The 23,723-nt window shown below is 60.7% G+C and carries 23 protein-coding genes; 6 read left to right on the top strand and 17 right to left on the bottom strand.

The features are described 5' to 3' along the window. Positions 1-19 precede the first annotated feature (19 nt). The 4 genes from KUA23_RS06630 to pdeM all read left to right on the top strand — a co-directional run bounded on the left by KUA23_RS06630 (position 20) and on the right by pdeM (position 5,854). Positions 20-1,138 carry a succinylglutamate desuccinylase/aspartoacylase family protein gene (locus tag KUA23_RS06630; RefSeq protein ID WP_346356382.1) on the top strand — a complete coding sequence of 373 codons (1,119 nt, stop codon included), beginning with the start codon at positions 20-22 and terminating at the stop codon, positions 1,136-1,138. Between the two features lie 13 nt (positions 1,139-1,151). Next, positions 1,152-1,916: an ABC transporter ATP-binding protein gene (locus tag KUA23_RS06625; protein WP_012722621.1), complete on the top strand. Its 765-nt coding sequence runs from the start codon at positions 1,152-1,154 to the stop codon at positions 1,914-1,916. Positions 1,917-2,723: 807 nt separating this feature from the next. Next, positions 2,724-5,204 carry a ligase-associated DNA damage response DEXH box helicase gene (locus KUA23_RS06620; protein WP_214496509.1) on the top strand — a complete coding sequence of 827 codons (2,481 nt, stop codon included), beginning with the start codon at positions 2,724-2,726 and terminating at the stop codon, positions 5,202-5,204. Next, positions 5,204-5,854, top strand: a complete 651-nt coding sequence (gene pdeM / locus KUA23_RS06615; RefSeq protein WP_252993610.1) for a ligase-associated DNA damage response endonuclease PdeM — start codon at positions 5,204-5,206, stop codon at positions 5,852-5,854. Before KUA23_RS06620 ends, pdeM begins: the two co-directional genes overlap by 1 nt. A gap of 15 nt (positions 5,855-5,869) precedes the next feature. Here pdeM and KUA23_RS06610 read toward each other — a convergent pair whose 3' ends face one another. Both KUA23_RS06610 and dcd read right to left on the bottom strand, forming a co-directional pair. Then, the gene (locus KUA23_RS06610) at positions 5,870-6,067 is read right to left on the bottom strand and encodes a hypothetical protein (protein WP_010212420.1); all 198 of its coding nucleotides are present in this window, start codon (positions 6,065-6,067) and stop codon (positions 5,870-5,872) included. Between the two features lie 108 nt (positions 6,068-6,175). Continuing rightward, positions 6,176-6,742, bottom strand: coding sequence for a dCTP deaminase (dcd, locus tag KUA23_RS06605; RefSeq protein ID WP_034109068.1), 567 nt, complete (start codon positions 6,740-6,742; stop codon positions 6,176-6,178). 389 nt (positions 6,743-7,131) lie between these two features. Between dcd and KUA23_RS06600 the strand changes: the two genes are divergently transcribed. Further along, positions 7,132-7,341: a cold-shock protein gene (locus tag KUA23_RS06600; RefSeq protein ID WP_002554837.1), complete on the top strand. Its 210-nt coding sequence runs from the start codon at positions 7,132-7,134 to the stop codon at positions 7,339-7,341. 243 nt (positions 7,342-7,584) lie between these two features. Here KUA23_RS06600 and rpoS read toward each other — a convergent pair whose 3' ends face one another. The 8 genes from rpoS to KUA23_RS06560 form a co-directional block, all read right to left on the bottom strand. Next, positions 7,585-8,589 carry an RNA polymerase sigma factor RpoS gene (gene rpoS, locus KUA23_RS06595; RefSeq protein ID WP_252993609.1) on the bottom strand — a complete coding sequence of 335 codons (1,005 nt, stop codon included), beginning with the start codon at positions 8,587-8,589 and terminating at the stop codon, positions 7,585-7,587. 106 nt (positions 8,590-8,695) lie between these two features. Continuing rightward, the gene (locus KUA23_RS06590; RefSeq protein ID WP_099493742.1) at positions 8,696-9,532 is read right to left on the bottom strand and encodes a peptidoglycan DD-metalloendopeptidase family protein; all 837 of its coding nucleotides are present in this window, start codon (positions 9,530-9,532) and stop codon (positions 8,696-8,698) included. Positions 9,533-9,739: 207 nt separating this feature from the next. Beyond that, positions 9,740-10,375, bottom strand: coding sequence for a protein-L-isoaspartate(D-aspartate) O-methyltransferase (locus tag KUA23_RS06585; protein ID WP_010563544.1), 636 nt, complete (start codon positions 10,373-10,375; stop codon positions 9,740-9,742). A gap of 41 nt (positions 10,376-10,416) precedes the next feature. Then, positions 10,417-11,166: a 5'/3'-nucleotidase SurE gene (gene surE, locus KUA23_RS06580; RefSeq protein ID WP_078047221.1), complete on the bottom strand. Its 750-nt coding sequence runs from the start codon at positions 11,164-11,166 to the stop codon at positions 10,417-10,419. Then, entirely contained in the window at positions 11,154-12,212 is a 1,059-nt protein-coding gene (truD, locus tag KUA23_RS06575) for a tRNA pseudouridine(13) synthase TruD (RefSeq protein ID WP_252993608.1), read from the bottom strand. The genes surE and truD overlap by 13 nt, the downstream gene beginning before the upstream one ends. Continuing rightward, positions 12,209-12,682 (bottom strand): 2-C-methyl-D-erythritol 2,4-cyclodiphosphate synthase, encoded by a 474-nt coding sequence (gene ispF, locus KUA23_RS06570; RefSeq protein WP_078047219.1) that lies wholly within the window; start codon positions 12,680-12,682, stop codon positions 12,209-12,211. The genes truD and ispF overlap by 4 nt, the downstream gene beginning before the upstream one ends. 54 nt (positions 12,683-12,736) lie before the next feature. After that, the gene (fghA, locus tag KUA23_RS06565) at positions 12,737-13,582 is read right to left on the bottom strand and encodes an S-formylglutathione hydrolase (protein ID WP_252993607.1); all 846 of its coding nucleotides are present in this window, start codon (positions 13,580-13,582) and stop codon (positions 12,737-12,739) included. Between the two features lie 8 nt (positions 13,583-13,590). Beyond that, on the bottom strand, positions 13,591-14,703 hold the full coding sequence (locus KUA23_RS06560) for an S-(hydroxymethyl)glutathione dehydrogenase/class III alcohol dehydrogenase (RefSeq protein WP_078047217.1): 1,113 nt from the start codon (positions 14,701-14,703) through the stop codon (positions 13,591-13,593). Between the two features lie 109 nt (positions 14,704-14,812). On the opposite strand from KUA23_RS06560, the gene KUA23_RS06555 reads away from it, so the two are divergent. After that, positions 14,813-15,709, top strand: a complete 897-nt coding sequence (locus KUA23_RS06555; RefSeq protein WP_078047216.1) for a LysR substrate-binding domain-containing protein — start codon at positions 14,813-14,815, stop codon at positions 15,707-15,709. Positions 15,710-15,836: 127 nt separating this feature from the next. Here the strand turns inward: KUA23_RS06555 and ispD are convergent, their stop codons facing one another. The 7 genes from ispD to KUA23_RS06520 form a co-directional block, all read right to left on the bottom strand. Next, positions 15,837-16,544: a 2-C-methyl-D-erythritol 4-phosphate cytidylyltransferase gene (gene ispD / locus KUA23_RS06550; RefSeq protein ID WP_252993606.1), complete on the bottom strand. Its 708-nt coding sequence runs from the start codon at positions 16,542-16,544 to the stop codon at positions 15,837-15,839. Continuing rightward, positions 16,541-16,819, bottom strand: coding sequence for a cell division protein FtsB (gene ftsB / locus KUA23_RS06545; RefSeq protein WP_003172294.1), 279 nt, complete (start codon positions 16,817-16,819; stop codon positions 16,541-16,543). The genes ispD and ftsB overlap by 4 nt, the downstream gene beginning before the upstream one ends. A gap of 180 nt (positions 16,820-16,999) precedes the next feature. Beyond that, positions 17,000-18,289, bottom strand: coding sequence for a phosphopyruvate hydratase (gene eno / locus KUA23_RS06540; protein WP_003189193.1), 1,290 nt, complete (start codon positions 18,287-18,289; stop codon positions 17,000-17,002). A 157-nt stretch (positions 18,290-18,446) separates the two neighbouring features. After that, positions 18,447-19,292 carry a 3-deoxy-8-phosphooctulonate synthase gene (kdsA, locus tag KUA23_RS06535; protein ID WP_010212442.1) on the bottom strand — a complete coding sequence of 282 codons (846 nt, stop codon included), beginning with the start codon at positions 19,290-19,292 and terminating at the stop codon, positions 18,447-18,449. A 5-nt stretch (positions 19,293-19,297) separates the two neighbouring features. Beyond that, positions 19,298-20,929 carry a CTP synthase gene (gene pyrG / locus KUA23_RS06530; RefSeq protein ID WP_010212443.1) on the bottom strand — a complete coding sequence of 544 codons (1,632 nt, stop codon included), beginning with the start codon at positions 20,927-20,929 and terminating at the stop codon, positions 19,298-19,300. Positions 20,930-21,202: 273 nt separating this feature from the next. Then, entirely contained in the window at positions 21,203-22,522 is a 1,320-nt protein-coding gene (gene tilS, locus KUA23_RS06525; protein ID WP_252993605.1) for a tRNA lysidine(34) synthetase TilS, read from the bottom strand. 191 nt (positions 22,523-22,713) lie between these two features. Next, entirely contained in the window at positions 22,714-23,661 is a 948-nt protein-coding gene (locus KUA23_RS06520) for an acetyl-CoA carboxylase carboxyltransferase subunit alpha (RefSeq protein WP_252993604.1), read from the bottom strand. Positions 23,662-23,723 lie beyond the last annotated feature (62 nt).

Below are 23,723 nucleotides of genomic sequence, written 5' to 3'. Positions count from 1 at the left end.
TTCATTTTCAGGAGCATTCATGCGGCATCACGTCCATGAGCTGATCGCGCCGGTGCCAGGCACGGCGCGGCAGATTCACAGTTTTCACTTCGGCCCGGAACAGGCCGAGGGCAAGATCTACATTCAGTCATCGCTGCATGCCGATGAGCTGCCGGGCATGCTGGTGGCCTGGCACCTCAAGCTCCGCCTGGCAGAGTTGGCAGCAGCCGGGCGCCTGCGCAGCGAGATCGTGCTGGTGCCCATCGCCAATCCGGTGGGCCTGGAGCAGGTGTTGATGGATATCCCGCTGGGCCGCTACGAGCTGGAGAGCGGGCAAAACTTTAATCGCCTGTTTGTCGACCTCAGTGAAGCGGTGGGTGACCAGATCGAGGAACGGCTGGGGGACGATCCCCGGCGAAACGTCGAGCTGGTGCGCTCCGCGCTGTCCTCCACCCTCGCCGCGCAGCGTGCCGACACCCAATTGCAATCCCAACGCCTGGTGCTGCAACGCCTGGCCTGCGATGCCGATATGGTGCTGGACCTGCACTGCGACTTCGAAGCGGTGGCGCACCTGTACACCACCCCCGAGGCCTGGCCGCAGGTGGAGCCGTTGGCGCGCTATATCGGTTCGGAGGCCAATTTGCTCGCGACCGATTCCGGCGGACAATCCTTCGATGAGTGTTTCACCCTGGTGTGGTGGCAGTTGCAGCAACGTTTCGGCGAGCGTTTCCCGATCCCCATGGGCAGCTTTTCGGTCACCGTCGAGCTGCGCGGCCAGGGTGACGTCAACCATGGCCTGGCGAGCCTCGACTGCCAGGCGATCATCGATTACCTGATTCACTTCGGCGCCATTGCAGGCGATGCCGCACCGCTGCCCGACCTACCCTACCCGGCCACGCCGCTGGCCGGCGTTGAACCGGTGGCGACCCCGGTGGGCGGCCTGCTGGTGTTCAGCGCCCTGCCGGGTGAATACCTGGAAGCCGGGCAACTGATCGCCGAAATCATCGACCCCATTTCCGACCGCGTAACGCCCGTGCACTGCCAAAAGGCCGGCCTGCTTTACGCCCGTTCGCTGCGCCGCATGGCCACTGCCGGGATGGTCATCGGCCATGTCGCTGGCACCGAGGCCTACCGCAGCGGCTATCTACTTTCGCCTTAAGGATGCATGCCCCATGTACAAATTGACCGTTGAAGGCCTGCATAAAAGCTATGGCGACAATGAGGTGCTCAAAGGTGTTTCGCTCAAGGCCAAGACCGGCGACGTGATCAGCCTCATCGGCGCCAGCGGCTCGGGCAAGAGCACCTTCTTGCGCTGTATCAACTTCCTGGAAACGCCCAACGACGGCGCCATGACCCTCGACGGCCAGCCGATCCGCATGGTCAGTGACCGCCACGGCATGCGCGTGGCCGATGACGCCGAACTGCAGCGCTTGCGCACGCGCCTGGCCATGGTCTTCCAGCACTTCAACCTGTGGAGCCACATGAGCGTGCTGGAAAACATCACCATGGCCCCGCGCCGGGTGCTGGGTTGCAGCAAAAAGGACGCCGAAGACCGCGCCCGTCGCTACCTGGACAAGGTGGGTTTGCCGGCGCGCGTGGCCGATCAATACCCCGCGTTCCTGTCCGGCGGCCAGCAGCAACGCGTCGCCATCGCCCGCGCCCTGGCGATGGAACCGGAGGTCATGCTATTCGACGAACCCACCTCGGCCCTCGACCCGGAATTGGTGGGTGAAGTATTGAAGGTCATCCAAGGCCTGGCCGAGGAAGGCCGCACCATGATCATGGTGACCCACGAAATGAGCTTCGCGCGCAAAGTATCGAGCCAAGTGCTATTTCTGCACAAAGGCCTGGTGGAAGAACAAGGCGCACCCGAGGACGTGCTGGGTAATCCGAAGAGTGAGCGTTTGCAACAGTTCCTGAGTGGTAACCTGAAATAATCTGTAGGAGCCGGCTTACCGGAGAAGAGCATAGGTATCCACGCAACCCTGAAGCCCCAGCGCAACCCACGACGCGAAGCGAGCCGCCCTTGATCTTGATCTTGATCTCGCTTTTGATCTTAGGCGCCCCGTCAAACACGCTGGCCGGAATTCGACAGGGATTTGGGGGGTAAACCGGCAGGGATGCCGGTTTAGCCGCCCCGCGCCATGGATGGCGCGTGGCGGCGGCCCCCCAAATACCTGTCGGATTACGGGCACACCGAGCCTAGGCGAGGTGCCGAGTGTTGGGGCAAGAGCGTTTTGCTTACTTTTGCGCTTTTCAAAAGTGAGCCGCCGTAAGGGCGGAACCCATAGCAGCCGTTACCCAAATAACGGATATGTACTCGGTCTGATCCAACATCCCGGTCGGCTGTCAGGCCGCCTTCGCTGGCAAGCCAGCTCCCACATTTGGATCGCGGGGCAGCAGTTAGAGAGTGGTCGGCTGTGAGGCCGCCTTCGCAGGCAAGCCAGCTCCCACATTTTTAGATCGCGGGGGGACAGTTGGAGAGTGGTCGGCTGTCAGGCCGCCTTCGCAGGCAAGCCAGCTCCCACATTTTTGGATCGCGGGGGGGCAGTTAGATTGTGGTCGGCTGTCAGGCCGCTTTCGCAGGCAAGCCAGCTCCTACAGTTGGATCGCGGGGCAGCAGTTAGAGAGTGCTCGGCAGTTAGGCCACCCTCGCCGGCAAGCCAGCCCCTACAAGGATTGCGTTAAACCTTTGATGCCCGGTGAAGGTCTGTGGAATAGACCTTCCAGAGTTCAGCCACCGCATGGCAAAACCCGTCGACTTCGCCAAACAATGGTTCGCCACTAAAGGCTGGAAGCCGTTCGCCTTTCAAAAAGACGTCTGGGCGGCGGTCAAGGGCGGCCAGTCAGGGCTGCTGCATGCCAGCACCGGCGCGGGTAAAACCTACGCACTGTGGTTCGCCGCCCTCAATCGCTTCGCCATGACTCGCCCACCCGCTACAGGTAAACGCAAACCACCCGCTGAGCCGCTGACGGTACTGTGGATCACGCCTATGCGTGCCCTCGCGGCCGACACCGCCCGAGCCCTGGAGGCGCCGCTTGAAGCCTTGCAGATTCCCTGGAGTGTCGGCCTGCGCACCGGCGATACCAGCAGCAGCGAGCGCGCCCGCCAGACCCGTCGCCAGCCCACCGCACTGATCACCACACCGGAAAGCCTGACCCTGATGCTGGCACGCGCCGACAGCGAAGTCAGTCTGGCGCACCTGCGCATGGTGGTCGTGGATGAATGGCACGAATTGATTGGCAACAAGCGCGGCGTGCAGCTGCAACTGGCACTGGCGCGGCTGCGGCGTTGGCATCCGGATGTGATGGTGTGGGGTATCTCAGCGACCTTGGGCAATCAATCCCACGCCTTGGAGGTATTGGTCCCACAAGGTGGCGGGGTCAATGTGCAAGGGAAAACGGCTAAACAATTGAAGGTCGACACCTTGCTGCCACCCGTCGCCGAGCGTTTTCCCTGGGCCGGGCACATCGGCCTGAAGATGCTGCCCCAAGTGGTGGCTGAGGTGGACGCCAGCAGCAGTTGCCTGGTGTTTACCAATACGCGGGCGCAGTCGGAAATCTGGTATCAGGCGATATTGGACGCACGCCCTGACTGGGCTGGGGTAATCGCCCTGCACCATGGCTCACTGTCGAGAGAAACCCGCGATTGGGTAGAACGAGCATTGAAAGACGGCCAGCTCAAGGCCGTGGTGTGCACATCGAGCCTGGACCTGGGGGTGGATTTCCTGCCGGTGGAACGGGTGCTGCAGATCGGCTCTGCCAAAGGCGTGGCGCGCCTGATGCAACGCGCCGGGCGTTCGGGGCATGCACCCGGGCGCCCCTCGCGGGTGACGCTGGTGCCGACCCACAGCCTGGAGCTGGTGGAAGCCGCAGCGGCCCAGGACGCGATTGCCCAGCGGCGCATTGAAGCGCGCGAATCACCGCACAAGCCATTGGATGTGCTCGTACAACACTTGGTCAGCATGGCGCTCGGCGGCGGCTTTACGCCCGACGCGTTACTGGCCGAAGTGCGCGGTGCCTGGGCCTATCGCGACCTGACGGACGAAGACTGGGCGTGGGCCCTGGGGTTTGTGCGCCATGGCGGCTTGTCGCTGACGGCCTACCCGGATTACCGCCGCGTGGAGCCGGACGAGCACGGCATCTGGCGTGTACCCGATGCGCGGCTGGCGCGTCGTCATCGGATGAGCGTCGGCACGATTGTCAGCGATGCCAGTATCCAGCTGAAATTCTGGAGCAAGGGCGGTGGCGGCAAGAACCTGGGGAGCGTCGAGGAAGGCTTTATCGCGCGGCTCAAGCCGGGTGATGGCTTCTTGTTCGCGGGGCGATTGCTGGAGTTGGTGCGGGTGGAAAACATGACCGCCTATGTGCGCCGCAGCACCGCCAAAAAGGCTGCGGTGCCACGCTGGAATGGGGGGCGCATGCCGCTTTCCAATGAGCTGGCGCAAGCCGTGGTCGAGCGTTTTGATGCGGCGGCGCACGGGCACTATGAAGGCCCGGAAATGCAGGCGGTGCAAACCCTGCTGCAAACACAGTTGCGCTGGTCGGGCCTACCGACACGCGAGCATTTGCTGGCCGAGGCGCTGAAGTCGCGAGAGGGGTGGCACCTGTTTCTGTATCCATTCGCCGGGCGCCAGGTGCACTTGGGCCTGGCAAGTCTACTGGCATGGCGGGTGAGCCAGCAGCAGGCCGTGACGTTTTCGATTGCCGTCAATGATTACGGGCTGGAGTTGTTGAGCGCCACCGCCGTGGATTGGCCGGTGTTGCTGAATGACGCGCTACTGAGCCCTGAGCATTTGCTGGAAGATGTGGCGGCCAGCCTGAATGCCGGGGAGTTGGCCCTGCGCCGCTTTCGCGAAATCGCCCGCATCGCCGGGTTGGTGTTTGCCGGTTATCCAGGAGCGCCGAAAAGTACACGGCAAGTGCAGGCCTCCAGCGGATTGTTCTTTGAGGTGTTCAAGCAATATGACCCGCAGAACCTGCTGCTGACCCAGGCCGGGGAAGAAGTCCTGCGCGACGAGTTGGATATTCATCGGCTGGAAGCGACATTGCGTCATCTTTCAGCGCTCAAACGCGACCTGCACCTGATTGAACGGCCTACGCCTTTGGCCTTTCCGCTGCTGGTGGAGCGAATGCGCGAAAGCTTGAGTTCGGAAAAACTCTCGGAGCGCATTGCGCGGATGGTCAAGGACCTGGAAAAAGTCGCGGATAACGGGAAGCGCTGATGCATTGCTCACTGACGCTTGAGGGTGAAGAGTTGTGGCTGCTGGCGGAAAAGGCCGTGTATTGGCCTGCGCGCCAATGCCTGCTGATTGCCGATGTACACTTCGGCAAGGCTTCTGCCTATCGCAGCCTGGGACAGCCGGTGCCACAAGGGACTACCACCGAGAACCTGCAGCGCCTGGATCGGTTGCTGTGTGCGCTACCGTGCGCGCAGGTGATGTTTCTCGGCGATTTCCTGCACGGCCCCGGGTCGCACGCCAGCGGCACCCTGAGCGCGCTGAGAGCCTGGCGCGCACGCCATCCCGACGTGTCGATGACCCTGATTCGCGGCAATCACGACAAACGCGCAGGGGACCCGCCTGTCGACTTGAGGATTGAGGTCGTCCCCGAGCCACTCCTGATGGGTCCCTTCGCCCTGCAGCACGAACCGGACGCCCATCCCAGCCATCATGTACTGGCTGGGCATGTTCATCCGGTGTATCGCCTGCGCGGCAAGGGTCGGCAGAGCCTGCGGCTGCCGTGCTTCCAGATCGGCACGCGGGTCAGCTTGCTGCCGGCGTTTGGCGCGTTTACCGGTGGCTTTGCGGTGGAACAGATCGATGACGGTCGAGTCTTTGTGATCGGCGACCACGAGGTATGGCCAGTGCGGTGACCGGCCTCCCAGGTATCAGGCGACAGGCGCGGGCGGCGGCTCGTCCGGCAGGGTTGGCTCACCGGGCTCGGTGGGTTGTGGGTAATCCGGCTCGGGTTGGCCTGGGATGCCGCCTGCATAAGCAGGATCGGCCATCAGGGACCAGGCCAGAACGCCAATCTGATTGGGTTCAAGCCGGGCAAGTTCTGCGCTGATTCGCGGGTCGATCTTCATAAGGTACTCCTCAAGCGTGGCTCGACGCGTTTTACACGCGCCGAGGCAGTACACCTAGATAGAGTCACTTTCTGCAGACTAATTCCCTTTGCACGTAAGACCTTTCGATCAAGCGCGTGGGAGGGTGACGCCGCGCTGGCCTTGGTACTTGCCTGCGCGGTCTTTGTAGGACACTTCACAGTCCTCGTCGGACTGCAGGAACAGCATCTGCGCCACGCCCTCGTTGGCGTAGATCTTCGCCGGCAAGGTGGTGGTGTTGGAGAATTCCAGGGTCACGTGGCCTTCCCACTCCGGCTCAAGCGGCGTCACGTTGACGATGATGCCGCAACGCGCGTAGGTGCTCTTGCCCAGGCAGATGGTCAGCACGTCGCGGGGAATACGGAAGAATTCCACGGTGCGCGCCAGGGCGAAAGAGTTGGGCGGAATGATGCACACGTCGCTTTTGACGTCGACGAAGCTCTTTTCGTCGAAGTTCTTCGGGTCGACGATCGCGGAATTGATGTTGGTGAACACCTTGAATTCATCGGCGCAGCGCACATCGTAGCCGTAGCTGGAAACGCCGTAGGAAATCACAGGGGCATCGCCTTGGCCACGGATCTGGCGCTCGACGAACGGTTCGATCATGCCGTGCTCTTGCGCCATGCGGCGAATCCACTTGTCCGATTTGATGCTCATGGCGGGTGTCCTGAATAGCGAGGTGGAAAAATTCTGTTGGGCATCTTACCGGGGCCGGCGTTGGGGTTCAAAGGCCACAAGGCTTTTCTTGACGAATGCGCCTGCTCCTATAAGCCACAGCCAGTGGGGCCGGGACCCGCATAGCCGTACAGGGTGACTGGAAATACCACCGCCAGTCACGAAATTGGAGAAACCTTCGGAAATACCATTGGCACGTTCCGGAAAAAGGGTTAAGGTGGCGCCACTGTGCTGCTTGTGTCACTGAGAATCTCTACACGATATGTTGAATTTCGATCCAACCATCTCCAAGAATTTTTCCTGCTCTTTGCACTCAGTCTCGGCCAGGGCTTTTCCTGAGTCGCAGTTAACTTTGTCCAAGGAGATACACCATGTCTAATCGCCAAACTGGTACCGTTAAGTGGTTCAACGATGAAAAAGGCTTCGGCTTCATCACTCCACAATCCGGTGACGACCTGTTCGTTCACTTCAAAGCTATCCAATCCGACGGCTTCAAAAGCCTGAAAGAAGGCCAACAGGTTTCTTTCATCGCTACCCGCGGTCAGAAAGGCATGCAAGCTGAAGAAGTTCAAGTTATCTAACTTGTACTGACTTAGTCGAAAAGACCCCGCCCTTAAAAGCGGGGTTTTTTTATGCGTGGGATTCGGTGCTACACCCTCCCCTGTAGGAGCCAGGCTTGCCGGCGATGGCGGTCTTGAGGGCCTCATCGCCGGCAAGCCGGGCTCCTACAGGGGCAGTTGTTGGCAACGAATGCTCAGCGCACAGCAAAACGCCCGGTGCATTCCCATGCACCGGGCGTTTTGTCATAGCGGTCTTATCAATCGTTACTGAAACAACGACTCACTCGACAAGCCATTCTTCTCCAGGATCTCACGCAAGCGCTTGAGCCCTTCCACCTGGATCTGCCGCACCCGCTCACGGGTCAGGCCGATCTCCAGGCCTACGTCCTCCAAGGTGCTGCTCTCATGGCCGCGCAGGCCGAAGCGGCGAATCACCACCTCACGCTGCTTGTCCGTGAGTTCCGACAGCCACTGGTCAATGCTCTGGGAAAGATCATCGTCCTGCAACAGCTCGCAAGGATCTGTAGGGCGATCATCCGTCAGGGTATCCAGCAGGGTTTTATCCGAATCCGGACCCAGCGAGACATCGACCGAAGACACGCGCTCATTCAAGCCGAGCATGCGTTTGACCTCCCCTACCGGTTTCTCCAGCAGGTTGGCGATCTCTTCGGGCGAAGGTTCATGATCGAGTTTTTGGGTAAGCTCACGCGCCGCCCGCAGGTAGACGTTGAGCTCCTTGACCACATGGATCGGCAACCGGATCGTGCGGGTCTGATTCATGATCGCCCGTTCGATGGTCTGGCGAATCCACCAGGTGGCATAGGTTGAAAAGCGGAAGCCCCGCTCAGGGTCGAACTTCTCCACCGCCCGGATCAAGCCCAGGTTGCCTTCCTCGATCAAGTCCAACAGGGACAGCCCGCGATTGACGTAGCGCCGGGCGATTTTCACCACCAGTCGCAGGTTGCTTTCAATCATGCGCTTGCGCCCAGCCGGGTCGCCCTTTTGCGACAAGCGCGCAAAATGGACTTCTTCTTCGGGGGTCAGCAGAGGGGAAAAACCGATTTCATTGAGGTACAGCTGAGTCGCATCGAGCGCCCGTGTGTAGTCAATGTACTTATGTTGCTTTAACGCGGTGGAGTTCTTGGATTTGGTGCGAACTGAAGGTACAGCAGGTCCCTCATTCGACATCGATTCCGTAGCGATACCGGTCTCCATAAGGAGAACCTCATCGTCGATGTCAAACTCCGGCACTTCTTTACTGAGAGCCATTGTTATAGTCCTTTGGTGAGTTCGACCTCAAGCTCAAGCGACGCCTTTATCCTTGGCAACGCTGGAGCCTGTTCCTTCTACGTGAGGGAACAGGCTGTGCAACACATCAACGACGGGGTAGGAATTGCAGTGGATCTACAGGCTTCCCTTGACGGCGAATCTCAAAGTGCAGTTTCACCCGGTCTGTACCAGTTGACCCCATTTCGGCAATTGTCTGTCCGACTTTGACCTGCTGCCCCTCCCGAACCAACAGCCTACGGTTATGGCCGTAAGCACTGACGTAGGTATCGCTGTGTTTGATGATGACCAGCTCGCCGTAGCCCCGTAAACCACTCCCGGCGTACACCACTGTCCCATCAGACGCAGCTAAAACAGGCTGTCCCAAATCCCCGGCGATATCAATGCCTTTATTCAAACTACCGTTTGAAGAGAATTTTCCAATCAGCACCCCGTTTGAGGGCCATCCCCAACCGGTCGGCGCCGGTCCGGCAGGTGGCAACGGCGCGGGTGCCGGCTTGGCCGCAGGCGCAGGCGCAGCGGTGCCCGCAGGCCGGGTGATGATCGTGGTTTTGCTCGAAGAAGATGGCGAAGATCCAGTGTTTGTCACAACTGCCGTAGGCGCTGAACCGGTACGACCGTCGAAGCGAATCGTCTGGCCGGGATGTATCGTGTAGGGCACAGGAATATTGTTACGAGCTGCGAGCGCCTTGTAGTCCCAGCCATAGCGGAAGGCAATCGAGAACATCGTATCGCCCTTGCGCACTACATATTGCCCGGTCGTCACCGTCGGTTTTTGCGGCGCCGCATTATTACGGTCAACCACCCGCGCGCCGCTGCTTGGCGAGCTGGAACACCCTGCCAGTACGGAACTGAAGACGAGGCCAAGCACCAGTCGATGAAAGCTTGTTTTACTCATACGCTGCGCAAGACCTGTGAGACTCACCCGCCGCTCCCTTTGTGGTGGCTGAACATGAACGCCTGTATCAGGCTTGAAATATGACGCAAGTATAACTGGGCATTGGCGTTTTACCGGCACACGTCTGAAACCCATCAATCAGCGTGTTGAATCGTGGCGCCGATCATGTTGACTCAATAGACCCCGCTGTAAGACACATCCCCGCCAGCAGAATTCACCGCCGGCAGAAATTGATCAGGCCAGCGGGCCATTGAGCAACGGCACAAAACGAACGGCCCCCAGTACATGCCGGGAAAAGCCTTCGTCTTCACGGATAATGAGCATCAACTGTTGCACTTCACCGGAGCCCACCGGGATTACCAGGCGCCCGCCGGGAGCGAGCTGATCGAGCAGTGCTTGCGGAACGTCGGTGGCCACGGCGGTCACGATGATGCCGTTGTAAGGCGCCAGCGCCGGCCAGCCTTCCCAGCCATCGCCCCAACGGAAGACCACGTTGCGCAGGTTCAGCTCCACCAGGCGCTCCTTGGCGCGGTCTTGCAACACCTTGATGCGCTCCACCGAGAATACCCGCTCCACCAGTTGCGCCAGCACGGCGGTCTGGTAGCCGGAGCCGGTGCCGATTTCCAGCACCTTGTCCAAAGGCCCCGCCGCCAGCAGCAGCTCGCTCATGCGCGCCACCATGTACGGCTGGGAGATGGTCTGGTTGTGGCCGATGGGCAGTGCCGTGTCTTCGTAGGCACGGTGGGCCAGGGCTTCATCGACAAACAGGTGCCGCGGCGTGCGCCGGATCACTTCCAGCACCTGGGCGTTGGACAAGCCCTCTTCGTACAAGCGCTGGATCAGGCGTTCGCGGGTACGCTGGGACGTCATCCCGATACCCCGGCGCAGCAAGTCGTCTTGTTCACGGCCCATCAGCGCAGCCCCTCCAGCCAGCCATCGAGACCACTGAAGGCATCACTGAAGGTACGGTCAAACTGCAATGGGGTAATCGACACATAACCTTGCATCACCGCATGAAAGTCCGTGCCCTCTCCGCCGTCTTCGGCATCACCTGCTGCGGCGATCCAATAGCCTTCCTTGCCACGCGGGTCGACCACCTTCATCGGCGCCGCCGCACGGGCACGATGGCCCAGGCGCGTCAGCTGGATGCCGCGAATGTGATCAAGGGGCAGGTTGGGAATATTGACGTTGAGCACTGTGCGCGGCGGCAGGTTCAGGGAGCCATGGGCCTCCACCAGCTTGCGTGCGAAATACGCAGCGGTGGGCAGGTTGTCCAGTTGGCGCGAGGCAAACGAAAAAGCGAACGCGGTACGCCCCAGGAAACGCCCTTCAAGCGCTGCCGCCACGGTACCGGAATACAGCACGTCATCTCCCAGGTTTGCACCCAGGTTGATGCCCGACACCACCAGATCCGGCTCCTGCTCCAGCAGGCTGTTGATCGCCAGGTGGACGCAGTCGGTGGGGGTGCCGTTCACACTGATAAAGCCATTGGCCAGGACTTGCGGGTGCAGCGGACGGTCGAGCGTCAGCGAACTGCTGGCGCCGCTCTTGTCCTGGTCGGGGGCAACCACCACGCACTCGGCATAATCTTCCAGCGCAGCATAGAGCGCGGCAAGGCCGGGTGCGGTGGCACCGTCATCGTTTGATATCAGAATACGCATGGGTTGTCCGTCTGCCCCACCGGCACCAGATCAACAAGCTCGCGCACCAAGGCAGTGGCGAAGCATCCGGCCGGCAGGACGAATTCCAATTGCAGAATGTCCAGCGAGGGATAATGCCACGTCAAACCGCCAATGGGCAGTCGCAGAATGCGACGTTCCTGGCTCATGCCCGCATTCACCAGCCAATCGCGCAGGTCGGCTTCATCGGCGGCAACCGCCTGTTCCAGCTCAAAGGTTGCACCACTGGCAGGTGAATCACCTTCGCCCCACTGGGGGCCGGTCGGGTGCAGGTCCAGGATCGCCAGGCGCGGGTCACTGCATTCGGCTTCGCCTGCCGGGAAAAAACTGCGGCTGTCGGTAAACGCCAACAGGTCACCGACTTGGGCTCGCTGCCAGGAGCCGTCGGCCACACGTGCCGCCAGCACCTTGTTGAACAGGAAACTGCGCGCCGTGGACAGCAGGCGTGAACGCACATTGCGCTGCTCCGGCAAGGCTTTGCGCGCGGCCCACTCACGGGCATCGACGACGTTACCGCCGTTATGACCAAAGCGCTGGGCACCGAAATAGTTGGGAATGCCATGCTGGGCAATCAGCTGCAACCGTGCGTCGAGGGCGGCGGTATCACCGGCCAACTGCGTCAGGCGCAAGGTGAAACCATTGGCCGAGTGCGCGCCGCGCTGCAACTTGCGTTTATGGCGAGCGGTCTTGAGGATCTTGAGGGTGTCGTTTTGCGCAGCGCTCATGTCCGGGTCGGACTTGCCTGGCAGCTGCACGCTGAACCATTGGCGGGTCAACGCCTGGCGATCCTTGAGCCCGGCATAGCTGACGGTGCGCAACGGCACGCCTGCCGCCTTGGCGATACGCCGCGCGGCTTCCTCGGTGTTGAGACCACGCTTCTCCACCCACAACCAGAGGTGCTCGCCCTCGCCGGTCAACGGGATATCCAGCACTTCGTCAACCTGGAAGTCTTCGGCGGTCGCCTTCAGGACCGCGCAGCCCAGGGCCTCGCCATAGGCCCGTGGCCCCAACAGTTGCAGATCATTCATGCGCGCAGCAACAAGGCAACGGAGTGCACGGCGATGCCCTCTTCACGACCGGTGAACCCGAGCTTTTCGGTGGTGGTGGCTTTCACGTTCACTTGATCCAGTTCAATTTGCAGATCCGCCGCGATCAACGCGCGCATCGACTCGATATGGGGAGCCATCTTCGGCGCCTGGGCCACGATGGTGTTGTCGACGTTGCCGACCTTCCAGCCCTGGGCATGGATCAGGCCGACCACATGGCGCAGCAATACACGGCTGTCCGCGCCCTTGAAGGTCGGGTCGGTGTCCGGAAAGTGCTTGCCGATATCGCCCAACGCCGCCGCGCCGAGCAAGGCATCGCTCAAGGCATGCAACACAACGTCGCCGTCGGAATGAGCCAGCAAACCATGGTGGTGAGCAATGCGCACGCCGCCCAAGGTAATGAAATCGCCTTCAGCGAAACGGTGCACATCGTAGCCGTGGCCAATACGCATAAAAAAACGCCCCGATTTAATTCAGGGCGTGATTCTACCTACTTTTGCCTCACATTAACCGAGCAAAGCACGGCCATGGTGTCGCAAATGATCTTCGATGAAGCTGGCGATAAAGAAGTAGCTATGGTCGTAGCCGGGTTGCAGGCGCAGTTCCAACGGATGGTTGGCGGCCTTGGCCGCTTGCTGCAGGGCTTCAGGCTTGAGTTGCACGGCGAGGAAATCGTCGCGGTCGCCCTGATCCACCAGCAGTGGCAGCTTTTCCGAGCCTTCGCTGATCAGCACGCAGGCGTCCCACTCGCGCCATTTTGAGCGTTCTTCGCCCAAATAACGCGAGAAGGCTTTCTGGCCCCACGGGCAATCCATTGGGTTGTTGATCGGCGAGAACGCCGACACCGACTGGTAACGCCCAGGGTTACGCAAGGCGCACACCAGCGCTCCGTGGCCACCCATGGAGTGGCCACTGATGCCGCGTTTGTCCGACGCCGGGAAATGCGCTTCAACCAACGCAGGCAATTCCTGCACCACGTAGTCATGCATCCGATAGTGCTTGGCCCAAGGTTCCTGCGTGGCATTCAGGTAGAAGCCTGCGCCGAGGCCGAAGTCCCAGGCGTTGTCCGGATCACCCGGCACGCCTGGCCCACGCGGGCTGGTGTCTGGCGCAACGATGATCAACCCCAGCTCGGCGGCCATGCGCTGGGCGCCGGCCTTCTGCATGAAGTTCTCATCGGTGCAGGTAAGCCCGGACAGCCAGTACAACACCGGCAACTTGCCGCCCTGCTCCGCTTGCGGCGGCAGGTAGACGGCGAAGGTCATGTCGCAACCGAGCACATCGGAATGATGCTTGTAGCGTTTATGCCAGCCGCCGAAGCTTTTCTGGCACGACAGGTTTTCCAGACTCATGGCCGACCTCAGAAGTGGATGACGGTACGAATGCTCTTGCCTTCGTGCATCAGGTCAAACGCTTTGTTGATGTCTTCCAGGCCCATGGTGTGGGTGATGAAGGTGTCCAGCGGGATCTCGCCGGCCTGGGCCATTTCCACGTAGCTCGGCAGTTCGGTACGGCCGCGCACGCCACCAAATGCCGAACCGCGCCAGACGCGGCCGGTCACCAACTGGAATGGACGGGTGGCGATTTCCTGGCCGGCACCGGCCACGCCGATGATCACCGACTCGCCCCAGCCTTTGTGGCAGCACTCGAGGGCGGCACGCATCAGTTGCACGTTACCGATGCATTCAAAGGAGAAGTCCACGCCGCCGTCAGTCAGGTCGACGATCACGTCCTGGATCGGACGATCGTAGTCTTTCGGGTTGATGCAGTCGGTGGCGCCCAATTGCTTGGCGATCTCGAATTTCGCCGGGTTGATATCGATGGCAATGATGCGGCCAGCCTTGGCCTTGACCGCGCCGATCACCGCCGACAGGCCAATGCCGCCTAGGCCGAAGATGGCCACGGTGTCGCCCGGCTTGACCTTGGCGGTGTTGATCACCGCACCGATACCCGTGGTGACGCCGCAACCGAGCAGGCAGACTTTTTCCAGTGGTGCTTCTTTAGGAATCTTGGCCACGGAAATTTCTGGCAGCACGGTGTACTCGGAAAAGGTCGAGGTGCCCATGTAGTGGAAAATCGGCTGGCCCTTGTAGGAAAAACGCGTAGTGCCGTCCGGCATCAGGCCTTTGCCCTGGGTGGAACGGATGGCCTGGCAGAGGTTGGTCTTGCCCGACAGGCAGAATTTGCACTTGCCGCATTCCGGGGTGTACAGCGGGATCACATGGTCGCCGACAGCCACCGACGTCACGCCTTCGCCGATCGCTTCAACCACGGCACCGCCTTCGTGACCGAGGATCGACGGGAAGATACCTTCCGGGTCCGCGCCCGACAGGGTGTAAGCGTCGGTATGGCACACGCCGGACGCGACTACGCGCAACAGCACTTCGCCCGCCTTGGGCATGGCCACATCCACTTCGACGATCTCCAGGGGCTTCTTGGCTTCGAAGGCTACGGCGGCGCGGGACTTGATCATCCGGGTTTCTCCAGGGAGTTAAAAACTGAGACGTAGAGTGTAAAACATGGCTATCTGATTAATAATCCAGGCCAAAGCAAAACTTTATTGCTGTACAGGGACAATCGCCATGCTGGAAAACCGCTGGGAAGGCATCGATGAGTTTGTCGCGGTGGCCGAATGCAGCCAGTTCACCGCAGCAGCGGAACGGTTGGGGGTGTCTTCATCGCACATCAGCCGGCAGGTCGCACGCCTGGAAGAACGCCTGCAAACGCGATTGCTGTATCGCAGTACGCGCAAGGTGACCCTGACCGAAGCGGGCCAGACCTTCCTGCAACACTGCCAACGCCTGCAGGATGGTCGCGAAGAGGCCCTGCGTGCGGTGGGCGATCTCACCAGCGAGCCCAAGGGCATGTTGCGCATGACCTGCGCGGTGGCGTACGGCGAGCGCTTCATCGTGCCGCTGGTCACACGGTTCATGGGGTTGTACCCGCAGTTGCGGGTGGATATCGAGTTGAGCAACCGCCAACTGGACCTGGTGCACGAAGGCCTCGACCTGGCCATTCGCCTGGGGCGCTTGCAAGATTCGCGCATGGTTGCCAGCCGACTGGCGCCGAGGCGCATGTACCTGTGCGCGTCGCCGTCCTACTTGGCGCGGTATGGTCGGCCACATAGCTTGTCGGAATTGAGTCGGCATAACTGCCTGATCGGCAGCTCGGATATCTGGCAACTAGCCCAGGACGGGCGGGAATTTTCTCAACGTGTGCAGGGAAACTGGCGCTGCAACAGTGGGCAGGCGGTGCTGGATGCAGCGTTGCAGGGTGTCGGGTTATGCCAACTGCCGGACTATTACGTGCTGGAGCATCTGCACAGTGGTGCGCTGGTGTCGTTGCTGGAGGCGCATCAACCGCCGAATACGGCGGTGTGGGCGCTGTATCCGCAGCAGCGGCATTTGTCGCCGAAGGTCAGGAAGTTGGTGGATTTCTTGAAGGAGGGGCTGGCTGGGCGGCCGGAGTACAGCCAGTAATTATTGGCTGTTTGCGCCGGTCTCTTCGCAGACAAGCCTGCTCCCGCATTGACTGCATTCCTGCAGGGTAAACGCGGTCAAATGTGGGAGCTGGCTGCCTGCGATGAAGTCGACGCGGTTTAACTGCCTACCCGCGATTCGCCCAGCGCAGCCGCAACCACTCCAGATCTTCCGGCCGGGTCACCTTGATATTGTCCGAGCGCCCTTCGATCAGGCGCGGCGCCTGGCCGGACCATTCCATGGCTGATGCTTCATCGGTGATGACTGCATCCGCCACCAGGCTGTCGGCCAAGGCACGGTGCAAAGCACCCAGGCGGAACATCTGCGGCGTGTAGGCCTGCCAGATCAGGCTGCGGTCGACGGTTTCCACAATGCGACCGTGCTTGTCGGCGCGCTTGAGGGTGTCGCGGGCCGGCACGGCCAATAGGCCACCGACCGGGTCATCCGCCAGTTCAGTCAAGAGTTTGTCGAGATCGTCACGGCTCAGATTGGGACGCGCAGCGTCGTGCACCAATACCCAGTCGTCGTCATGGGCGCCCAGGGCATTGAGTTGCAGCAAGGCATTGAGCACCGAGCCCGAGCGCTCCGAACCGCCGTCCGCACGCTGGATACGCGGGTCTGCAGCACAGGCCAGGGTCGGCCAATAAGGATCATCAGTCGCGAGACCGACCACCAGCCCCTTGAGGTTCGGATGGTCGAGAAAACAGCCGAGGCTGTGTTCGAGAATTGTGCGCCCGCCCAGTTGCAAGTATTGCTTGGGACGGTCCGCAGCCATACGGGCACCGACGCCCGCGGCAGGAATCACGGCCCAGAAGGCCGGCAAACGGTCACTCATTGGGCCAACTGGTAGAGGGTTTCGCCCTCCTTGACCATGCCCAGTTCATGACGGGCCCGCTCTTCAACGGTCTCCGTGCCTTTTTTCAGCTCAAGCACCTCGGCATCGAGGACGCGATTGCGTTCCAGCAGGCGTTCGTTTTCGGCGTGCTGGTCGGCAATTTGCTGGGTCAGGTCTTTTACCTGCGCAAAGCTGCCATTACCCACCCATAGGCGGTACTGCAGGCCAGCCAGCAACAAGAGCAAGACGAGGAACAACCAATTGGGACTGCGCATCGAATATCGGGTATCCAGTGAAAAAAGACCGCCATGCAAAACTTTTGCAGCAACTGATAGCACGAAGCCTGGAAAAACCAGGCTTGTGCTTGATAGCCATCAGATTAGCGTCGAATTACACACTGTCGTGAGTTTTCCGACGCAATCCGCCGACCTTTTACCATTTTTACCACGTAGCGATCAGCCGCGAAACTCGCCGCGACCGTTGTACTTGGCCTTGCCAGCCAGTTGCTCTTCGATACGCAGCAATTGGTTGTACTTGGAAACGCGGTCGGAACGGCACAGGGAACCGGTCTTGATCTGGCCTGCCGAGGTGCCCACGGCCAGGTCGGCAATGGTCGAATCTTCGGTTTCGCCGGAGCGGTGCGAGATCACGGCCGTGTAGCCCGCAGCCTTGGCCATCTGGATGGCTTCCAGGGTTTCGGTCAGGGTGCCGATCTGGTTGAACTTGATCAGGATAGAGTTGGCGATCTTTTTATCGATGCCTTCTTTCAGGATCTTGGTGTTGGTCACGAACAAGTCGTCGCCCACCAGTTGGATCTTCTCGCCGATCTTGTCGGTGAGGATTTTCCAGCCGTCCCAGTCGGACTCGTCCAGGCCGTCTTCGATCGAGATGATCGGGTAGCGCTGGGTCAGGCCCTTCAGGTATTCCGCGAAACCTTCGGAGTTGAACACTTGGCCTTCGCCGGACAGGTTGTATTTACCGTCCTCGTAGAACTCGCTGGCCGCGCAGTCCAGGGCCAGGGTCACGTCGGTGCCCAGCTTGTAGCCAGCGTTGGCGACGGCTTCGGAGATCACTTTCAGTGCATCTTCGTTGGACGCCAGGTTCGGTGCGAAACCACCTTCGTCACCCACTGCAGTGCTCAGGCCACGGGCCTTCAGCACAGCCTTGAGGTGATGGAAAATCTCGGTGCCCATGCGCAGGCCTTCGGAGAAGGACTTGGCGCCAACCGGCTGCACCATGAATTCCTGAATGTCGACGTTGTTATCAGCGTGTTCGCCACCGTTGATGATATTCATCATAGGCACCGGCATCGAGTAGACACCTGGGGTACCGTTGAGGTTGGCAATGTGAGCGTACAGCGGCAGGTCCTGGTCCTGAGCAGCGGCCTTGGCGGCTGCCAGGGACACGGCGAGGATGGCGTTGGCGCCCAGGCTGCCTTTGTTTTCGGTGCCGTCGAGCTTGATCATCGCGTGGTCCAGGGCTTTCTGGTCCAGCGGGTCCTTGCCCAGCAACAGGTCACGAATCGGGCCGTTGATGTTGGCTACAGCCTTGAGTACACCCTTGCCCAGGTAACGGCTCTTGTCGCCATCACGCAGTTCCAGCGCTTCGCGCGAACCGGTGGAAGCACCGGACGGCGCGCAGGCGCTGCCGATGATGCCGTTATCGAGAAGCACGTCGGCTTCGACGGTGGGGTTGCCACGGGAGTCGAGAACTTCACGACCTTTGATGTCGACGATTTTTGCCATTGTTGTAAACACTCCAAAGTTGACGAAAACGACGCAGCTGAAGGAAATCTTTTGACCGACCGCAAGGGTGGAACAACGAGGCAGGCTTGCAGACGACAAGGCTCAGGCCCGCAGGCCTGAGCGTAAAGCGTGGGAAATTCTACCGGAGAAACGAAGCTTACGCGGTCTCTACCGTCGGAAAACTCTTGACCAGTTCGTCCAACTGCTTGAGCTGGGCCAAGAACGGCTCCAGCTTGTCCAGGCGCAGGGCGCATGGGCCATCGCACTTGGCGTTGTCCGGGTCCGGGTGGGCTTCCAGGAACAGGCCCGCCAGGGACTGGCTGATGCCCGCCTTGGCCAGGTCCAGCACCTGGGCACGGCGCCCACCCGCGGAATCGGCGCGACCACCGGGCATTTGCAGCGCGTGAGTCACGTCGAAGAACACCGGGTATTCGAACTGTTTCATGATGCCGAAACCGAGCATATCCACCACGAGGTTGTTGTAGCCGAAGCTCGAACCACGCTCGCAGAGGATCAACTGGTCGTTACCCGCTTCCACGCACTTGTTCAGGATGTGTTTCATTTCCTGAGGCGCGAGGAACTGGGCTTTCTTGATATTGATCACAGCGCCGGTCTTGGCCATCGCGACCACCAGGTCGGTCTGGCGCGACAGGAAGGCCGGCAACTGGATGATGTCGCACACCTCGGCGACCACGGCGGCCTGTTCAGGCTCGTGGACGTCGGTGATGATCGGCACGCCGAAGGCTTGCTTGATGTCCTGGAAGATCCGCATGCCTTCTTCAAGGCCTGGGCCGCGATAGGAGGTCACGGACGAACGGTTGGCCTTGTCGAAGCTGGCCTTGAACACGTAGGGGATACCGAGTTTCTCGGTGACCTTGACGTACTCTTCACAGACCTGCATCGCCATGTCGCGGCTTTCCAGCACGTTCATGCCGCCGAACAGCACCATGGGCTTGTCGTTGGCAATCTCGATGTCGCCTACGCGAATGATCTTCTGGGCCATCAGGTTTACGCCTTCTTCTGATGTTGCGTCAGTGCAGCTTTGACGAAACCGCTGAACAACGGGTGACCGTCGCGCGGCGTCGAGGTGAACTCAGGGTGGAACTGGCACGCCACGAACCATGGATGATCCGGCGCCTCGACCACTTCAACCAACGCGCCGTCACCGGAGCGACCGGAAATTTTCAGGCCGGCCTCTTTGATCTGCGGCAGCAGGTTGTTGTTCACTTCGTAGCGGTGACGGTGACGCTCGACGATCACGTCCTTGCCGTAGCAATCGTGAACCAGCGAGCCCGGTTCCAGCAGGCAATCCTGCGCGCCGAGGCGCATGGTGCCGCCCAGGTCGGAGGCTTCGGTACGGGTCTCGACGGCACCGGTGGCATCTTCCCACTCGGTGATCAGGCCGACGACCGGGTGACCGCTCTTGCTGTCGAACTCGGTGGAGTTGGCGTCTTTCCAGCCCAGCACGTTACGGGCGAACTCGATAACGGCCACTTGCATGCCCAGGCAGATGCCCAGGTACGGAACCTTGTTTTCACGGGCGTACTGCACGGCCGTGATCTTGCCTTCCACGCCACGCAGGCCGAAACCGCCTGGGACGAGGATCGCGTCCACACCTTCGAGCAGCGCGGTGCCCTGGTTCTCGATGTCTTCGGAGTCGATGTAGCGCAGGTTGACCTTGGTACGGTTGCTGATACCGGCGTGGCTCATCGCTTCGATCAGGGACTTGTACGCGTCCAGCAGTTCCATGTACTTGCCGACCATGGCGATGGTGACTTCGTGCTCAGGGTTGAGCTTGGCGTCGACCACGGCTTCCCACTCGGACAGGTCCGCGCCATTGCATTGCAGGCCGAAACGCTCGACCACAAAATCGTCCAGGCCTTGCGAGTGCAGGATGCCCGGGATCTTGTAGATAGTGTCGGCGTCTTCCAGCGCGATTACCGCACGTTCTTCAACGTTGGTGAATTGCGCGATCTTGCGACGCGAGGAAATGTCGATCGGGTGATCGGAGCGGCATACCAGCACGTCCGGCTGCAGGCCGATGGAGCGCAGTTCCTTGACCGAGTGCTGGGTAGGCTTGGTTTTGGTTTCGCCGGCGGTGGCGATGTACGGCACCAGGGTCAGGTGCATCAGCATCGCGCGCTTGGCGCCGACTTCGAAACGCAACTGGCGGATGGCTTCGAGGAACGGTTGGGACTCGATGTCACCCACGGTGCCGCCGATCTCGACCATGGCCACGTCGGCATCGCCGGCACCCTTGATGATGCGGCGCTTGATTTCGTCGGTGATGTGCGGGATTACCTGGATGGTTGCACCCAGGTAGTCACCACGACGCTCCTTGCGCAGCACGTGCTCGTAGACACGACCGGTGGTGAAGTTGTTGTTCTGGGTCATGGTCGTGCGGATGAACCGCTCGTAGTGGCCCAGGTCCAGGTCAGTCTCGGCGCCGTCGTGGGTGACGAACACTTCACCGTGCTGGAACGGGCTCATGGTGCCCGGGTCAACGTTGATGTACGGGTCCAGCTTGAGCATGGTGACCTTAAGTCCCCGCGCCTCCAGGATGGCCGCCAATGAAGCGGAGGCAATGCCTTTCCCCAATGAAGAAACAACACCGCCCGTGACGAATATGTAGCGCGTCATGAAAAACCCTAGAAGTCTGCGTTAAAGCGGTCCGAGCCGCCGGGGAAAGCGAAGGAAGGCCGAAGCCCCCGATCACCTGCATTAATCACAGTGCACCTTTCAAAAAAACCGCCGCGTGGTGACAGACCAGCAATGAAGCACCGGTACGTTGATCGCTACACATTTTTTGGAATCGCCCAGCAAAGACTGCTTGGTAATCGGCAACTGCTGCGATTCAGTCGAATCCACAGAAGTTGTATCAAGAAGGGAGCGTAGTCTACCGGAAAGGCTCTATCAGCTCAAACCTTGATCGCAGGTCTGTGGCATCCAATGTAAATGCCAGTCATCACTCGGTGCAGGCCAGAGTCCCGCGAGGCTGGGCGCACCCAGCAATTGCTGGCCTTGGTACAGCAGCGGCAATCTGCCACGGACGAAGCCTGGCAAGCCACTTTCGTTAAGCAGGCGCTTCAAGTCACGCCGACCGCGACCTGGCACATCGATGATTTCGCCACCCTGGCGGTAGCGAATCTGCAGCGGACCTTCAGGCGCCTCGCCAATCAGCTTTAGCTGACCATTGCCGGGTAACTCTAGTGGGTTTTGCGGATCGGGCCAGCTCACCGCTGCGTCGGAAAATTCCGATCCTGTAGACGGCAGCCACCAGATGCGCTGGCCACACCGGTGCAACTCGCCGTCGGCCAAGCGCCATAGGGGCTGTGCATCGCCCTTGGCGTCACGCAGGGAGTGCCAACCGGCCCAGTGGTCGCTGTCGGGCAAGCGGGTCAGTGGCGCCAGCCAATGGCGCAGGGCATTGCGTTGGCGGGCGTCGGACAGCTCGCACAGCGGCGCAAGTGCCAAGGACGGCAGGTGCAGCCAGGGAAATGGCGAAGCCTGGCCGGCAGCACGCAGGTCCAACTGTGCCAACTCTTCCAACAACCCCTGCGCCTCACTCAGGTGCTCGGCGGTGCGGCCCAGGTTGGCAACAGCCTGGGGCCAGCGCGCCGTCAACGCAGGAAACACGCGGTGACGCAGGTAATTACGGGAGAACCGCGGATCGGCGTTGGAAGGATCCTCAATCCATTTGAGTTGATGCTCGTGGGCATACGCCTCCAATGCTTCGCGGGATACATCGAGCAACGGTCGTACCAGGTAGCCACCGGCCAAAGGACGCTGCGCCGGGATCGCCGCCAGACCGCGTACACCCGCCCCGCGCAATAGGCGGAATAACAAGGTTTCCGCTTGATCATCGCGATGCTGGCCCGTCAACAACACCTGCCCTGCCCCGGTCACCTCGGTGAATGCCTGGTAACGCGCGTCACGGGCAGCACGTTCAAGGCTGGCGCCAGGTTGTACCTGCACGCGCATCACGCGCAACGGCAGGCCGAGGGCGTCGCAGATCGACTGGCAGTGAGCAGGCCACACGTCGGCGGCAGCTTGCAGGCCATGGTGGACATGGACAGCGTTGAGGGGGGGCAGGGTTTCGGTGTTGGCCAGATGGGCCAGGAGATGCAGCAAGACGGTGGAATCAAGGCCACCGGAGAATGCGATGTGCCAGGCCGGGGCGTTGCGCCAGGGTGACAGAGCTTGCAGGAGTTTGGCGGGAAGAGATGTTTTCATCACAGGTTACCGCCGCAAATCTGGAATACGTTAGCCAAGCATACACAAAGCAAATGTGGGAGCGGGCTTGTGTGGGAGCGTGGCTTGCCCGCGATGCAGGCGCCTCGGTTTTGCAGTTGCACCGAGGTGATGCTATCGCAGGCAAGCCAGCTCCCACACAAGCCGGCTCCCACATTGGGTATTGCTGGGTCTTACAGACCGTAGCTCATCAGGCGCTCATAACGACGGGCCAGCAGCGCGTCGTTATCCAGCTTCTTGAGCATTGCCAGTTGCGAGCCCAGCTCGGCGCGGATAGTCGCCGCCGCAGCAGCCGGGTCACGGTGGGCGCCGCCCAAAGGCTCGGCGATCACTTTGTCCACGATACCCAGGCCTTTGAGGCGATCAGCGGTGATGCCCATGGCTTCGGCAGCATCTGGTGCCTTTTCGGCGGTTTTCCACAGGATCGAGGCGCAACCTTCCGGCGAGATCACCGCGTAGGTCGAATATTGCAGCATGTTCAACTGGTCGCAGACGCCGATGGCCAGCGCACCACCGGAACCACCTTCACCAATCACAGTGGCGATGATCGGGGTTTTCAGGCGGGACATGACGCGCAGGTTCCAGGCGATAGCCTCGCTCTGGTTGCGCTCTTCTGCGTCGATACCTGGGTAGGCGCCCGGGGTATCGATGAAGGTCAGGATTGGCATCTTGAAGCGCTCGGCCATTTCCATCAGTCGGCAAGCCTTGCGGTAGCCTTCCGGGCGCGGCATGCCGAAGTTGCGGCGGACTTTCTCGCGCACTTCACGGCCCTTCTGGTGACCGATCACCATCACCGGCTGGTCGTCCAGGCGAGCGATACCGCCCACGATGGCCGCGTCGTCGGAGAAGTGGCGGTCGCCATGCAGCTCTTCGAACTCGGTGAAGATGTGCTGAATGTAGTCCAGGGTATAGGGACGGCGCGGGTGGCGGGCCAGGCGCGCAATCTGCCAGCTGGTCAGCTTGCCGAAGATGTCTTCGGTGAGCGTGCTGCTCTTGTCTTGCAGGCGAGCGATCTCATCGCCGATGTTCAGCGAATTGTCATTGCCGACCAGGCGCAGTTCTTCAATCTTGGCTTGCAGGTCAGCGATCGGCTGTTCGAAATCAAGAAAATTCGGGTTCATAAGCGTCCGTCTTGGGTCGACGGCCAGGGCGTGCCTGGCCAGCCGGTTGTCTATTCGCGCCC

The organism is Pseudomonas pergaminensis (genome assembly GCF_024112395.2).
Taxonomy (GTDB): Bacteria; Pseudomonadota; Gammaproteobacteria; order Pseudomonadales; family Pseudomonadaceae; genus Aquipseudomonas; species Aquipseudomonas pergaminensis.
This window is presented reverse-complemented; position numbering and strand designations above follow the sequence as displayed.

Coding starts and splice junctions, on each gene's coding strand:
- KUA23_RS06630 (WP_346356382.1), top strand. CDS start 20: ATGCGGCATCACGTCCATGAGCTGATCGCGCCGGTGCCAGGCACGGCG.
- KUA23_RS06625 (WP_012722621.1), top strand. CDS start 1,152: ATGTACAAATTGACCGTTGAAGGCCTGCATAAAAGCTATGGCGACAAT.
- KUA23_RS06620 (WP_214496509.1), top strand. CDS start 2,724: ATGGCAAAACCCGTCGACTTCGCCAAACAATGGTTCGCCACTAAAGGC.
- pdeM (WP_252993610.1), top strand. CDS start 5,204: ATGCATTGCTCACTGACGCTTGAGGGTGAAGAGTTGTGGCTGCTGGCG.
- KUA23_RS06610 (WP_010212420.1), bottom strand. CDS start 6,067: ATGAAGATCGACCCGCGAATCAGCGCAGAACTTGCCCGGCTTGAACCC.
- dcd (WP_034109068.1), bottom strand. CDS start 6,742: ATGAGCATCAAATCGGACAAGTGGATTCGCCGCATGGCGCAAGAGCAC.
- KUA23_RS06600 (WP_002554837.1), top strand. CDS start 7,132: ATGTCTAATCGCCAAACTGGTACCGTTAAGTGGTTCAACGATGAAAAA.
- rpoS (WP_252993609.1), bottom strand. CDS start 8,589: ATGGCTCTCAGTAAAGAAGTGCCGGAGTTTGACATCGACGATGAGGTT.
- KUA23_RS06585 (WP_010563544.1), bottom strand. CDS start 10,375: ATGACGTCCCAGCGTACCCGCGAACGCCTGATCCAGCGCTTGTACGAA.
- surE (WP_078047221.1), bottom strand. CDS start 11,166: ATGCGTATTCTGATATCAAACGATGACGGTGCCACCGCACCCGGCCTT.
- truD (WP_252993608.1), bottom strand. CDS start 12,212: ATGAATGATCTGCAACTGTTGGGGCCACGGGCCTATGGCGAGGCCCTG.
- ispF (WP_078047219.1), bottom strand. CDS start 12,682: ATGCGTATTGGCCACGGCTACGATGTGCACCGTTTCGCTGAAGGCGAT.
- fghA (WP_252993607.1), bottom strand. CDS start 13,582: ATGAGTCTGGAAAACCTGTCGTGCCAGAAAAGCTTCGGCGGCTGGCAT.
- KUA23_RS06560 (WP_078047217.1), bottom strand. CDS start 14,703: ATGATCAAGTCCCGCGCCGCCGTAGCCTTCGAAGCCAAGAAGCCCCTG.
- KUA23_RS06555 (WP_078047216.1), top strand. CDS start 14,813: ATGCTGGAAAACCGCTGGGAAGGCATCGATGAGTTTGTCGCGGTGGCC.
- ispD (WP_252993606.1), bottom strand. CDS start 16,544: ATGAGTGACCGTTTGCCGGCCTTCTGGGCCGTGATTCCTGCCGCGGGC.
- ftsB (WP_003172294.1), bottom strand. CDS start 16,819: ATGCGCAGTCCCAATTGGTTGTTCCTCGTCTTGCTCTTGTTGCTGGCT.
- eno (WP_003189193.1), bottom strand. CDS start 18,289: ATGGCAAAAATCGTCGACATCAAAGGTCGTGAAGTTCTCGACTCCCGT.
- kdsA (WP_010212442.1), bottom strand. CDS start 19,292: ATGGCCCAGAAGATCATTCGCGTAGGCGACATCGAGATTGCCAACGAC.
- pyrG (WP_010212443.1), bottom strand. CDS start 20,929: ATGACGCGCTACATATTCGTCACGGGCGGTGTTGTTTCTTCATTGGGG.
- tilS (WP_252993605.1), bottom strand. CDS start 22,522: ATGAAAACATCTCTTCCCGCCAAACTCCTGCAAGCTCTGTCACCCTGG.
- KUA23_RS06520 (WP_252993604.1), bottom strand. CDS start 23,661: ATGAACCCGAATTTTCTTGATTTCGAACAGCCGATCGCTGACCTGCAA.